We start from the raw sequence: 13,425 nt of genomic DNA on the forward strand, positions 1-13,425 counted from the left end.
ATGGCCGGTTCCGGGCAACTGTTGCACGCAAGACACGCAGGCGGGCTAAGATCGCCGCTCACGCGCCTCCTTGTTGCGTGTGCGAGCAGGGGGAGGCTACGATTCCGCTATCGCGAAGCGTGTGCTCCCAGGGAAGATCGATGAGACCTCACGGCCTTAAAGCAGCCGGCGCAAGCCACTTGTCCACCATCCGCATGTGGGCGCTTTGCCTTGTGCTGCTCTCCGCAGTTGCCATCAGCCCGACGGCTGTGAAGGCCGCGCCGACGGCGCCGGGCGCCGCGACCACGCATGTCTATCTGCTCCGTGGCGTGCTCAACATCTTCTCGCTTGGGCTCGACACGATCGGTGCTCGCCTCCAGGCCCAGGGCATCCCGGTCACGGTTGCCAATTTCGTCTCCTGGTCCTCGCTCGCCGACGAGGCCGCGACCGCCTACAAGGCTGGTCGGCTGAAGACCATCATCCTGGTCGGGCATTCCTCGGGCGCGACCGCGCTGCCCGATATGATTGCAAAGCTCAATCAGCTCGGCGTTCCCGTGAAGCTCGCGATCGGGCTCGATTCCGTGTTCAAGACCCGGCTCGCGACCGGCGCCGAGCGCTACATCAACCTTTATATCGGCGACGGTCCCGGCGAGCCGGTCAGGGCCGCCAACGGTTTCCGCGGCAAGCTCGATAATGTCGACGTCCGCGGCACCGGTGCCGGCCACATTTCGATCGACAAGAACGAGCTGATCCAGCGCCGGGTGATCGCCGAGATCGATGCGGTGGTGCTGCGCTCGCGTGCGCCGGCCGCGCCCGCCGATCCGAACGCGCCGAAGCCCGCACGCTCGGCGGCTGCAACTGCGGCACCGGCGCGCTAGCGCCGAACAGCGACGATCATCGAACGAAAAAGCCCCAGTGTCCCACCGGGGCTTTGCTTTTGTGCCAGTCGTTGTCGTGGGAATCGCTGGCTGCGACAGTTCATTCCCTGGGAACCTGCACCAAGCGTCGGACATGCTGGCCAATCGCGGGGGTCTGCGAACGTTTCCGTTGCGCGATAAGCGACCGGGAAAAAATGGAACGATTTGACCGGTGCGGAGTCAACTCCAGGCTCCCGGCACACTCCGACCCCAAGAGAGCCCCCAAACCGGGAGAAAACCTTCCCACAAAGGTTGGCGACCTCGAGAGCCCCCCGCTCGGAGGTCGTTTGGGTCGCGCGCCGCTAGCCGAGGATTTCGGCCATCACCGACGCGGCCTTGATCCCCGTACCCGTGATGACGACGACGGTGCGTTCGCTCGATCGGATTGCGCCGCGTTGCGCGAGTTCGTCCAGTGCCGCGGCGGCGCTGGCCGAGGTCGGCTCGGGAAACAGGCCGGTCGCGGCCAGCTTCTTCAGGCCGGCGATGATGCCTTCCTCGGGAATGGCGACCGTGCCGCCGCCGGTCTCTTTCAGCGCCGCCACCATCTGCCGCAAGCGCAACGGGTGCTTGATGGCCGTGCCCTCGGCGATGGTCTTGCGGACCTCCCGCGCCACCGGCGTGTCGAGGCCGGCCGTGAAGCTTGCATCGAGCGGTGAGCAGTTGAGTGGCTGCGATGCGAACAGCTTTGGCATCCGCGTGATCTGGCCCGCCGCGAGCAGTTCCTTGAAGCCGAGATAGCAGCCGAGCAGACTGGAGCCGGCGCCGACGGGCACGATCACATTGTCGGGGGCGGTATAACCAAAATCCTCCCAGATCTCGTAGGCCAGCGACTTCGTACCCTCTAGGAAGAAGGGCTGCCAGTTGTGGCTGGAATAGAAGGTCTCGTTGGACTGACGGATCGCTTCGGCTTCCGATTCCTCGCGCGGTCCCTCCACCAACTGGATATCCGCGCCGTAGGCGCGAACCTGCGCGATCTTCATCGGCGAGGTCGATGCGGGCGCAAGGATTTTGATCTTCATTCCGCCTGCGGCGCCATAGGCGGCAACCGAGGCGCCGCCATTGCCCGAACTGTCCTCCAGAACGGCGTTCACGCCGAGCTGGCGGATGAAGGAGAGCATCACCGTGGTGCCGCGATCCTTGAAGCTGGCCGTCGGGTTGAACCATTCGAGCTTGAAGTAGGGCCTTAAGCTCCCCCATTGCTTCTGTACGACCGGCGTGCAGCCTTCACCCATCGAGATCGGCCTTGCGATATCGACCGGCAGGGACGCGCGATAGCGCCACAGCGAACGCTGGCTGCGATCGATGTCGTCGCGGGAGATGCCCTTGAGCGGCGTCATCATCAACGGCTTGCGGTCGTCGGAGCACCAGCGGGGGATATCCAGCGGGTAGAGCGTCCCGCTGAGCGGTTCGATGTAGGATGGTGTCGTCATCTCTCTGTGCCGGCTGGAGCTCGATGATTCTAACTGCCGAAACGGAATGAGGGTGTCAATTCCGGCGTTGCAGGGCTCGCAGGACGGCGGCGCTGTCTCAGGCCGCCGTTACGCGTACCGGCATGCTCGTCAGTCCGCGCAGGGAATTGTTGAGCAGCCGCTTCGGCTCGCCCGCGAGCTCGATGGTCTTCACCCGCCGTGCAAGCTCGCCTAGAATCAATTCGCCTTCGAGGCGCGCGATCATCTGGCCGACGCAGGCATGGATGCCGGCGCCGAATCCAACATGCCCGGTCGCGCTGCGTTCGACGTCGAAGCTTTCAGGATGATCCCACCTCAGGGGATCGCGGTTGGCGGATGCCATGAACAGCAGCACCTTGCGATGCGCCGGGATGACCGCGCCGCCGATCTCGACGTCGCGCGAGGTCGTGCGGAAGAACGTCTGCACCGGCGAATCGTAACGCAGGCCTTCCTCGAAGGCGTTGCGCGCCAGCTCCGGCCGTTCGCGCAGCTTGCGATATTCGTCGGGATGGGTGGCGAGCGCCAGCACCGCATTGCCGATGCCGTTGACGGTGGTGTCGACCCCGGCCGTGAGGAACGGCCGCACCAGATGGGTCGCTTCCTGCTCGGTGATCTCGCCCTCGTCGGCGGCCTCGTAGATCATCATGCCGAGGCTGTCGGGCTGCAACGCACTGCGCGCACAGCACTCCATGATCCAGCTCTGCGCTGCGAGACCGGCTTGCCGTGTTGCGGCGAGCTGCTCGTTGTCGGGGCCAAAACTGTTGAAGACGAAGGTGCTCCAGGCCAAAAGCTTTTCGCGCCCGTCGGGGCGGATGCCGATGGCGTCCGGAAACACCTTCATCGGATAGGCTTCCGCGAGATCGCGCATCGCATCGAATGTGCCCCTGTCGAGCAGCTCCGACACCTTGATCACGGCCTCCTTCTGAAACGTCTCGCGCAGCTTCCTGGCGATGCCCGGTGACAGGGTGCGGCCGAGCACGCGGCGGCCCTTGTCGTGATCGGGAGGGTCGATCTGGAGCGTCAGCGGTTTTGGTAGCGCCGGGTTCATCCCATTGAGGCCGACGCCTTCGCCGCTGATGAAGGTGCGCCAGTCCTTCAGCGCGGACTCGACCTCGGCATAGCGCGCCATCGCCCAGATGTCGTAGCGCTCGATCCGGAACACGGGGCCGAGCGCGCGCAGGGCCTCATAGGCGGGATAAGGGTCCGCCAGGAAGTCCGGAGCGAACGGGTCGCCGGCGTAAGATGCGATGCTGCTCATCGTCATCTCGCCCGTCTTGCTACTTCACCAGCGGGCATTGCCCGTCGGTTTCGGGGCGGAATGCGTCTTCGCCCTTGATGGTACCGACCACCTTTAGCAGATCCCAGGCCGACTTCGACTCGTCGGGCGACTTGACCTGGAGCAGGTAGAGCGGATGGATTTTTCGGCCGTCCTTGCGGACGTAGCCCTTGCCGTACAGCGGATCGTCGGTCGGCATGTCCTTCATCGCCATCACCACGGCCTTGCCGTCCCTGGCCCCGCCGACCTTATCGACCGCCTTGAGATAGTGAATGACGGAGGCGTAGACGCCGGCCTGCATGTCATTCGGATAGGCTTTTGACGGAATGCGCTCGGCGAAGCGCTTTGCGAAGGCGCGGGTGTCGTCGTTCAGGTCCCAGTAGAACGGATTCATGATCTGGGCGCCTTGCGCGAACCGCAGTGTGAGGGCAGGGAGCCCGTTCATGCCGAGGATCAGCCCGGCGAGCTTGTGGTCCTTGGTCAGTCCGAACTCGGCGGCCTGCTTCATCGAGGTGATGGTATCGTCGCCGGCATTGGCGATGCCGATGATGTCGGCGCCCGAAGCCTGGGCCTGAAGCAGGAACGAGGCGTAGTCCGCCGTCCCGAGCGGGTGACGGACGGCGCCGAGCACCTGACCGCCCGACGCCTTCACGGCTTCGGACGCCTGCTTCTCGAGGTCGTGGCCGAAAGCATAGTCGGCGGTAATGAAGAACCACTTCTTGCCGCCCTGCTGGACGATCGCCTTGCCGAGGCCGCGGCCATAGGCATAGGTGTCGTAGGTCCAGTGTACGGTGTTCGGCGTGCACTTCTCGCCGGTCAGCAGCGCGGTGCCAGCGCCCGATCCCACGAACACCTTGTTCTTCTCGGCGCTCATGCCGGCGACCGCGAGCGCGATCGAGGAATTGGGGACGTCGAAGATCGCGTCGACGCCGTCGTTCTCGTACCATCGCCGGGCGATGCCGATACCGATGTCGGTCTTGTTCTGATGATCGGCGGCCACGACCTCGACGGGCTTGCCGCCCGCCTTCCCGCCATAGTCCTCGACCGCCATCTTGGCGGCCACGACGGAGCCGATGCCCTGATAGCTCGCGAACGGACCGGACTGGTCGTTCAGGATGCCGATCTTCACTGCGTCCTGCGCGAGTGCCGGCACGGGCGCCAGCAACAAGGTCCAGACGCACGCCTTCCGCAGCAACGTGATGCTCATTGTCTCCTCCTCCTCCTGCGGTCTTGGCCGGTCTTTGGGCGCCGCCGATGTATAATAGTTATATTTTATATCTATTTTCCGCAGTGTCAATTCGCCTCGCGCAGGTAGACTGGCGGCGACGGCAAAACCGGAGCCTGTGAGTCGTGAGACCAATTCAATCGGAACGGAAGAAATCGCTGGATTTGCGGGCACTTCGGGCAACGCCGGGCTTCATGCTGCGGCTCGCGCAACTGAAGTTCTTCGAGGGCTTTTACGAGCATTTTGCCGCGTTCGGCGTGACGCCGGCGACCTATGCGATCCTCACGCTGATCCGCGACAACCCCGGCATTCCCCCGAGCAGCCTCGCAAGCCTGCTCCGGCTCAAGCTGCCAAACCTGATCAAGATCCTGAACGAGCTGGAGTCATCAGGCTCCATCAAGCGCAACCGCTCCAAATCCGACCGCCGTGCCGTCGAACTGGTTCTCACCGCAAAGGGCACCAAGCTCATCAACGACGCCGCGCGCACCACGGAGCCCTACAACCGCCTGATGCTCGCGCCGCTCACCGAAGCCGAGCGCGGCACGCTGCTCGCGCTGCTCGACCGCATGGTGCCGCTCGAGAGCGGCGGGTGAAGGATCAGCGGCGCTGGCCTATCAGGGCGAAGATCCCGCCCCAAAATCCGCCAATTCGGCGGTCAGTAAGCCCTCCGGGAAGCCATTCGTGGCTCCCTTGGGCTCGTATGGGGACGCATGGTCGATCCGAGGCGAATTGTGGTGCTTGCAGCGGGAATGCTGCTCGCCTTTTGGTCCACGACTGCGGTGGCCTCGCCCGCGAAGTCGAAGCCGAAGCCGGTCGCGGTCGAGACCGTTGCGCCGGCTCCGCCCGCGGATACCGAGCCCATGCCGCAGCCGCGCGTCTATCTGTTCCGTGGCGCGATGGGGCCGCTGTTCTCGACCGGCATGGACAGGCTTGCCGAGAAGCTCTCGAAGGCCGGTCTTTCCGCCGATGTCTACGAGTTCACGATCTGCCGGTTCGTCGCCGAGCGCGCGCTGACGAAGTATCGTGAAACGCCGGCGCCGATCGTCCTGATCGGGCACTCCATGGGCGGGCTTTGCTCGATTGTCTTCTCCGAGATGGCGGCGAAGGAGAACATTCCGATCAGCCTCGTCATCACCATCGATCCCGCGCACGCGACCGGCAAGGTGCCGCTCAATGTCGAGCGCTTCATCAACATCTTCCTCTCCGACGACGTGCTCGGCGGCGGCGACGTCGTGGCCGAGCCCGGCTATCGCGGCCATTATGCGAGCTTCGACCTGAAGGAGAACAAGCGCGTCACCCACATCAACATCGAGAAGTCCGACGACATCCACCGCCAGATCGTCGAGATGGTGTTGCAGCTGCCGCGCGTTTCGGTGCGAACCCAGGCCGATGCCGTGCCGTTGCGCTATCTCGTGCCCGCAAACACGCTGGTGGAGCTGTGGGACTCCGGAGTTCGCCTCCCTGTTCGCGCCGGCGACACGCTTGAGAGCATTGCGGCGGTCCATCGCGTTCCCGCCTGGTCGATCGCGCAGATCAACGCTTTGCCTGAAAATGCGCCGCTCACCGTCGGCCAGGCGATCATCGTGCCGCGTCATCTGCAGCCGGCTGACGCGGTCGCCGCGGCGCCGCCGCCCGCGTCATCGCCAAATCCGGCGCGGAGACCCTAGAGCGTTTTTCCAGCGAACCGGATCGCGTTCAAGAAAACGCGTCAAAGCAAGATCTAGAGCTTCCGTTCCGATTCCATCGGAACGGAAAAAGCTCTAGTCCGGTGCGCCGACCGTGACGACGCGAAGATTGTTGGTAGTACCGGCTTGCGCGAAGGGAATGCCGGCCACGACGACCAGCAGATCGCCCTGACGCGCAAATTCCTCCTGACGCGCGAACGTGGTCGCACGCTGGACCATTTCCTCGTAGCTCTGCACGTCCGGCGACAAGACGCTGTGCGCGCCCCAGAGCAGGCAGAGGCGGCGCGATACCTCGCGGCTCGGCGTGATCGCCAGGATCGGAAGGCTCGGCCGCTTGCGCGCGACGCGCGCGGCCGACGTGCCGCTCGACGTATAGGCGACGATCGCGGCGGCATGGACGACGGAGGCGAGGTCGGCGGCCGCGGTCGCGACCGCATGCGGCGGCGTCTGCTCTTCGCCCGGCTGGGTCGCCTCGACGATCGAGCGATACATCTTGTGCTGCTCGGTGCTGCGGATGATGCGGTCCATCATCTCGACCGCCTCGCACGGATAGCGGCCGGTCGCCGATTCCGCCGACAGCATCACCGCATCGGCGCCGTCATAGATCGCGGTCGCGACGTCGGAGACTTCGGCGCGCGTCGGCGTCGGGGCCGCAACCATGGAGTCCAGCATCTGCGTGGCGACGATCACGGGCTTCACCGCGAGCCGGCAGGCACGCACCAGCTCCTTCTGGCGGCCGGGCACGTCCTCATGCGGAATCTCGACGCCGAGATCGCCGCGCGCCACCATGATGGCGTCGCACAACTGGATGATGTCGTCGATGCGATCGAGCGCTGCGGGCTTTTCGATCTTCGCCATCAGCCCGGCGCGCTCGCCGATCAGGCCGCGCGCCTCGAGAACGTCGGACGGCTTCTGTACGAAGGACATCGCGACCCAGTCCACACCGAGCTGGAGACCGTATTCGAGGTCGGCGCGGTCCTTTGCGGTCAGCGGCGACAGATCGAGCACGGTGCCCGGCAGGTTGACGCCCTTGTGATTGGAGATGGTGCCGCCGACGATCACCTTGGCGTCGATGACGTCGTTGCCGAGCCCGGTGACGCGCACGCGGACCCTGCCGTCGTCGATCAGGAGGTCGTGACCGGGCGCTACGGCTGCAAAGATCTCCTTGTGCGGCAGCGGAATCGAGCTCCGGTCGCCCTCCGACCCTGACAGCACGAAGCGGATCGTCTCGCCGGCCTCGACCGCGATCTTGCCGTCGTGCAGCGTACCGACGCGGATTTTTGGACCCTGGAGGTCCATCAAGATTCCGATCGGACGGTTGACGTCCTGCTCGAGCTTGCGGATCGCGGCATGGACCTTCGCGTGGTCCTCCTGCTTGCCATGGCTGAAGTTGAGACGGAAGGTGTCGACTCCAGCGAGAAACAGCGCCTTCAGCATTTCCGGCGATGAGCTCGCGGGGCCGACGGTTGCAACGATCTTGGCCCGTCGATGACGACGCATGGATCACCTCGTCCTAGGTTTGGTCGTGCGAATCAGCACGGCGCGAATGTCGTTGACATTTGTAAGCGTTGGCCCGGTGCGCACAAGGTCTCCAAGATGGTCGAAGAATGTGTAGCTATTATGTGCAGCCAGAAAGGCGCGCGCATCGAGGCCGTTGGCGCTCGCGCGCTCCAGCGTATCCGGGGCGATCAAGGCGCCGGCAGCATCCTCGGTTCCGTCGATGCCGTCGCTGTCGCCGGCAATAGCCCAGATATCGGGCACGCCTGACAGCGCGACGGCGAGGGCGAGCAGGAATTCGGTGTTGCGCCCGCCGCGGCCCGCAGGGCCCCGGCCGATGCTCACCGTCGTTTCTCCACCTGACAGCAGAACGGCCGGCGCCGCGGTTGGTTGCGCATGCCGGGCGATCGATTGCGCAATTCCGGCCATCACGGTTCCAAGCTCACGCGCCTCGCCCTCGATCGCATCCCCAGGATGACCGGCGTCAGGCCTTCGTCGCGCGCGATCCGGGCGGCCGCGTCGAGCGCGAGGACGGGAGCGGCGATGATACGGACGTCGGTGTCGAGCTCGCCGGGTTTTGGCGTTTCGTCTGCTGTCTCGAGGACAAGCCGCGCGGCTTCGGGCAGCTCGATCCCAAAACGGTTGATGATCTCGCGCGCATCGTCGCGGGTGCTGACATCAGGCAATGTCGGGCCCGAGGCGATCGCCGCGGGATCATCGCCTGGGATGTCTGATATTACCAGCGTGACGAGGCGCGCGGGACGCGCGGCGAGCGCCAGCCGACCGCCCTTGATCGCGGAGAGATGTTTGCGGACGATATTCATCTCCGCGATGGTCGCGCCGCTCGCCAGCAATGCGCGGTTGATCGCCTGCTTGTCGGCGAGCGTCATCGGCGGCGCGGGAAGCGTCATCAGCGCCGAGCCGCCTCCGGACATCAGCGCGATGACGAGATCATCCGCGGACAGGCCCTGCACAGCGGCGAGCATCCGCCTTGCCGCGGTTTGGCTCGCCGCATCCGGCACCGGGTGCGAAGCCTCCAAAATTTCGATGCGGCCCGCGGGGACCGCATGGCCGTGACGGGTGACGACGGCACCCGACACGTCAACATCGGGCCAGGTGGCGTCGAGACCGGCGGCCATCGCCGCCGACGCCTTGCCGGCGCCGATGACGATGCATCGGCCCTTCGGCTTCGCCGGCAATGCGCCCGCGATCGTCAGCCTGGGATCGGCGTTGGCGATTGCGGCGTCGAACATCCGCCGCAACACGAGGCGTGCCCGCGCGTCCGTCCATTCGGCGCGCATCGCAGCTCAGACGTTGGAGCCGTGGATGGCGTCGATCACGGCGTCGGTCACCTCCCTGGTGGTGGCTTTGCCGCCGACGTCGGGCGTCAGCACGCCGGCCGCGCAGACCTTCTCGACGGCCGACATCAGCCGTGCGGCGGCGTCCTTCTCGCGGAGATGCTCCAGCATTTGCGCACCGGTCCAGAAGGTCGCGACCGGATTGGCGATGCCCTTGCCGGTGATGTCGAAGGCCGAGCCGTGGATCGGCTCGAACATCGAGGGGAAGCGGCGCTGTGGGTCGATGTTGCCGGTCGGCGCGACGCCGAGACTACCAGCGAGCGCGCCGGCGAGATCGGACAGGATGTCGGCGTGTAGATTGGTCGCGACGATGGTGTCGAGGCTCTTCGGGTTGAGCGTCATGCGCACGGTCATGGCGTCGACCAGCATCTTGTCCCAGGTCACGTCGGGAAATTCCTGCGCGACCTCGGCCGCGATCTCGTCCCACATCACCATGCCGTGGCGCTGCGCGTTCGACTTGGTCACGACGGTGAGGAGTTTGCGCGGACGCGACTGCGCGAGCTGGAAGGCGTAGCGCATGATCCGCGTCACGCCGACGCGGGTGAAGACCGCGACCTCGGTGCCGACTTCCTCGGGTAGACCCTTGTGAGCGCGGCCGCCCATGCCGGCATATTCGCCTTCCGAGTTCTCGCGCACGATCACCCAGTCGAGATCGCCGACGCCGACATTGCGCAGCGGCGAGGCCACGCCGGGCAGAATTTTTGTCGGACGCACATTGGCGTATTGGTCAAAGCCCTGGCAGATCGGCAGCCGCAGGCCCCACAGCGTGATGTGATCGGGCACGTCGGGCGCGCCGACCGCGCCGAAGTAGATGGCGTCGAACTTCTTCAGTTCAGTGAGGCCGTCCGACGGCATCATGACGCCGTGCTTCTTGTAATAGTCCGAGCCCCAATCAAAGGTCTTGAAGTTGAAGGCGAGGTCGCCGCTGCGCTTGGCAAGTGCTTCCAGCACACGGATGCCGGACGAGATGACTTCGGGGCCGATGCCGTCGGCGGGAATGGCTGCGATCGAGTGGGTGCGCATGGGAATGCTCCTTTGGGATTAGCGGGGTTGGGTCGCAGGTTCAGTGCGGGTGGCTTGCGAGCGGGAGAGCAGCAAAGTCAGGACTGCGGAGAGAACGAGCAGGCCGCCGACGAAGTAGAGGCCGCCGACAAAGCTGCCGGTCTGCTCCTTGATCCATCCGATCATGGCCGGTCCGACGAAGCCGCCGAGATTGCCGATCGAGTTGATGGTGGCGATGCCGGCCGCGGCCGCCGAGCCTGACAGGAACATGGTGGGCATGCTCCACAGCGGCGGTTTCGAGGAGGAGATGCCAATGTTGACCAGTGTGAGCGCCATCAGCACCGCGACGACACCCGTCGCCATGCCCGCAAGGCCAAGCCCGATCGCCGCGAGCACGCAAGCCAGCACCACATGCCAGGTGCGCTCGCCGGTGCGGTCGGAGTGGCGGGCCCACAAGATCATCGCGATCACGGCGACCGTCGGCGGGACGGCGTTGAGGAAGCCGACCTGGAGCGCCGACAATCCGAACTGCTTGATGATCTGCGGTGCCCAGACGCCGAGCGTATAAAGGCCGGCGGAGGTGCCGAAATAGACCAGGGACAGCGCGAGCACGCGGATGTCGGCGAGGCCCGCCCAGATGCTGTGGCTTGCGGTCGCCGCCTTCTGTGCGTTCTCGGTCGTCATGGTCTGGACCAGCCAGTTGCGTTCGTCGTCGGCGAGCCACTTGGCCTGCTCGGGCCGGTCGGTCAAGTAACCGAGCACGACGAAGCCAAGCGCGACCGCGGGCAGTGCCTCCAGCACGAACAGCCATTGCCAGCCCTTGAAGCCGAGCAGCCCGTCCATCTCGAGCAGCGCGCCCGAGAGGGGCGAGCCGAGCACGGTGGAGAGCGGCGCCGCCGCCATGAACAGGGCGGTGACGGCCGCGCGCTGCTGCGCCGGGAACCAATAGGAGAGATAGAGGATGATGCCCGGGAAGAAGCCGGCTTCCGCCGCGCCGAGCAGGAAGCGCAGGATGTAGAAGCTCGTCGCGCCCTGGACGAAGGCCATGGCGGCGGAGACCAAGCCCCAGGTGATCATGACCCGGGCGATCCAGATGCGGGCGCCGACCTTGTGCAGGATGATGTTGGAGGGAACCTCGAACATGAAGTAGCCCCAGAAGAAGATGCCGGCGCCAAAGCCGTAGACCGCGGGCGACAGGCCGAGGTCCTTGTTCATGGTCAGCGACGCGAAGCCGATGTTGACCCGGTCGATGAAGGCCACGAAGTACAGGAGCATGATGAAAGGAACGATGCGCAGGGTAATCTTGCGCAGCACGCGCGTCTGAAGCTCGCTTGCCACCTTGGCCTCCATGGATCTTGGTCTTTATTAGTTGGCGGCCATGTCTGGTTACGCCACGGGGAAGCCTAGGCGGGTGGACCAGGTGGACTCAATTGGCTCGGGTTTATACAAAAAAATGATATAATCGCCCCTGATACGAGGAGGACGGCCGACCATGGAATTGCACCAGCTCCGATGCTTCGTGGCAGCCGCCGAGCAGTTGCATTTCGGCCGCGCCGCGCAGCAGGTCCAGATGCTGCCGTCCGCGCTCGGGCGTCAGATCAAGCTGCTCGAGGAGGATCTGGGGACACGGCTGTTCGCCCGGACCACCCGCGCGGTATCGTTGACCGATGACGGCGCGTCGCTGCTCCGCGACGCGCGCGCCATTCTTGCTCGCGTGGAGGCCGTCGAGAGCAGCCTGCGCAACCGCTCGCGCACGCAAGGTGCGCGGCGCCTGCGCGTCGGCGCGATCGACAGCGCCGCCGCGGGCTTGTTGCCGTCCCTGCTGCGGGATTTTCGCGCAAAGCATCCTGAAGTCGCCGTCCAGCTCCTGGAGGAGAAGACCATCCGGCTCTTGCCAAAAATCCTGTCCGGCGCACTCGATCTTGCCTTCGTTCGTCCGCCCGATCGGGCGGACAAGCGGCTCGAATTCCAGCCGCTGCTGATGGAGACCGCCATCGTCGCCTTTCCGCAGCGGCATGCGCTCGCCAAGCGGAAATCGGTGTCGCTCGCTGACATCGCCGATGAACCGATGATCGTGCCCGACCGGCGCTCGCGCCCGCACAGCCACGATCTGACGATGAAGCTGTTCGAGGAGGCCGCGCTCGCGCCGCGTGTCGTGCAGGTCGCGGATGAGAAGCAGACCATCATCAATCTCGTCGCGACCCGGCTTGGCATCGCCATCGTGCCGCGCTGGACGACGCGGATGGCGATCCCGGGCGTCAAATTCCTGCCGCTCAGGTTGAAGGGAAGCGGTCCCGCCGGCCGGTTGCCGCTCGCGGCCGCGTGGCTGCGCGGCTCGCGCGACCCCGCGCGCGACGCGATGCTGTCGGTCCTCGAAGCGAAGCTTCGCAGTTACGCGAAGGACGCTTGATCCCCTTTTTGTTTTGACGCGTTTTCTTGACGCGAACCGGTGCCCACTTCGCTTGAAAACGCTTTACCGCTTGGCGCCGCCGACCTCGCGGATCGGCCGCGAGCCGTCCCACCCAAGCGCGGCCTGCCGGACGTGCTCGAAGAACCGGCCCTTGGCGCCGCTGATGTCGGAGATCTCGATCACCGTGCCGGGATGCGCCTCTGTGTCGAAATAGGCAAAGCGTCCCTGCGGCCCACCGATCTGGCCCTCATGGCCGACCTTGTAGCCGAGCGACAGCGCGCGGTCGTAGAGCGCCTGGTAGTCCGTGCTCCAGTAGGACATGTGTTGCAGCCCTTCGCGCCCGCGATCGAGGAACTCCTTGTACATCGACGGCGCGTCGTTGCGCTGCTGGATCAGCTCGATCTGGAGATCGCCGGAATTGGCGAGCGCGATGCTCATCTCGACGGGCGAGTCCACGCCGCGATGCCGGAAATAGTCGGTCTTCACCCGGTCCATGTAGTACCAGGGACCAACGCCCATGATCTTGATCCAGTGCTCCATCGCGGCATGGATGTCGCGGACGATATATCCGTTCTGGCGGACGGCTCCGAAAATGCGGCTCATGGCTTGATTACCTGGGTTCGCCTAG

The 13,425-nt window shown here is 65.2% G+C and carries 11 protein-coding genes and 1 pseudogene; 4 read left to right on the plus strand and 8 right to left on the minus strand.

Annotated elements, in window-relative coordinates; all coding sequences use genetic code 11:
• Positions 1-140 precede the first annotated feature (140 nt).
• Positions 141-857, plus strand: a complete 717-nt coding sequence (locus KUF59_RS11450; RefSeq protein ID WP_212457331.1) for a hypothetical protein — start codon at positions 141-143, stop codon at positions 855-857.
• A 341-nt stretch (positions 858-1,198) separates the two neighbouring features.
• Here the strand turns inward: KUF59_RS11450 and KUF59_RS11455 are convergent, their stop codons facing one another.
• The 3 genes from KUF59_RS11455 to KUF59_RS11465 form a co-directional block, all read right to left on the minus strand.
• Positions 1,199-2,326: a threonine synthase gene (locus tag KUF59_RS11455; protein WP_212457330.1), complete on the minus strand. Its 1,128-nt coding sequence runs from the start codon at positions 2,324-2,326 to the stop codon at positions 1,199-1,201.
• A 97-nt stretch (positions 2,327-2,423) separates the two neighbouring features.
• Positions 2,424-3,602 carry a cytochrome P450 gene (locus tag KUF59_RS11460; RefSeq protein WP_212457329.1) on the minus strand — a complete coding sequence of 393 codons (1,179 nt, stop codon included), beginning with the start codon at positions 3,600-3,602 and terminating at the stop codon, positions 2,424-2,426.
• A gap of 19 nt (positions 3,603-3,621) precedes the next feature.
• Positions 3,622-4,827: an ABC transporter substrate-binding protein gene (locus KUF59_RS11465; protein ID WP_212457328.1), complete on the minus strand. Its 1,206-nt coding sequence runs from the start codon at positions 4,825-4,827 to the stop codon at positions 3,622-3,624.
• Between the two features lie 143 nt (positions 4,828-4,970).
• Here KUF59_RS11465 and KUF59_RS11470 point away from each other — a divergent pair, with 143 nt between their 5' ends.
• Together KUF59_RS11470 and KUF59_RS11475 are read left to right on the plus strand one after the other, a co-directional pair.
• Complete coding sequence (locus KUF59_RS11470) at positions 4,971-5,438, plus strand: MarR family winged helix-turn-helix transcriptional regulator (protein WP_258769453.1); 468 nt, start codon at positions 4,971-4,973, stop codon at positions 5,436-5,438.
• A 117-nt stretch (positions 5,439-5,555) separates the two neighbouring features.
• Positions 5,556-6,512, plus strand: a complete 957-nt coding sequence (locus KUF59_RS11475; protein WP_212457327.1) for a LysM peptidoglycan-binding domain-containing protein — start codon at positions 5,556-5,558, stop codon at positions 6,510-6,512.
• Positions 6,513-6,605: 93 nt separating this feature from the next.
• On the opposite strand, the gene pyk is transcribed toward KUF59_RS11475, so the two are convergent.
• From pyk to KUF59_RS11495, 4 genes and pseudogenes are all read right to left on the minus strand, one after another.
• Complete coding sequence (pyk, locus tag KUF59_RS11480) at positions 6,606-8,030, minus strand: pyruvate kinase (protein WP_212457326.1); 1,425 nt, start codon at positions 8,028-8,030, stop codon at positions 6,606-6,608.
• A gap of 3 nt (positions 8,031-8,033) precedes the next feature.
• A pseudogene (locus KUF59_RS11485) lies at positions 8,034-9,328 on the minus strand (glycerate kinase type-2 family protein).
• Between the two features lie 6 nt (positions 9,329-9,334).
• Positions 9,335-10,408 carry a tartrate dehydrogenase gene (locus KUF59_RS11490; RefSeq protein WP_258769454.1) on the minus strand — a complete coding sequence of 358 codons (1,074 nt, stop codon included), beginning with the start codon at positions 10,406-10,408 and terminating at the stop codon, positions 9,335-9,337.
• 18 nt (positions 10,409-10,426) lie between these two features.
• Positions 10,427-11,725 (minus strand): MFS transporter, encoded by a 1,299-nt coding sequence (locus KUF59_RS11495; protein ID WP_212457324.1) that lies wholly within the window; start codon positions 11,723-11,725, stop codon positions 10,427-10,429.
• A 154-nt stretch (positions 11,726-11,879) separates the two neighbouring features.
• Here KUF59_RS11495 and KUF59_RS11500 point away from each other — a divergent pair, with 154 nt between their 5' ends.
• Complete coding sequence (locus KUF59_RS11500) at positions 11,880-12,797, plus strand: LysR family transcriptional regulator (RefSeq protein WP_212457323.1); 918 nt, start codon at positions 11,880-11,882, stop codon at positions 12,795-12,797.
• 63 nt (positions 12,798-12,860) lie between these two features.
• Here the strand turns inward: KUF59_RS11500 and KUF59_RS11505 are convergent, their stop codons facing one another.
• Complete coding sequence (locus KUF59_RS11505) at positions 12,861-13,400, minus strand: VOC family protein (RefSeq protein ID WP_212457322.1); 540 nt, start codon at positions 13,398-13,400, stop codon at positions 12,861-12,863.
• Positions 13,401-13,425 lie beyond the last annotated feature (25 nt).

The sequence above is a fragment of the Bradyrhizobium arachidis genome, assembly GCF_024758505.1.
GTDB classification, from domain to species: domain Bacteria; phylum Pseudomonadota; class Alphaproteobacteria; order Rhizobiales; family Xanthobacteraceae; genus Bradyrhizobium; species Bradyrhizobium manausense_C.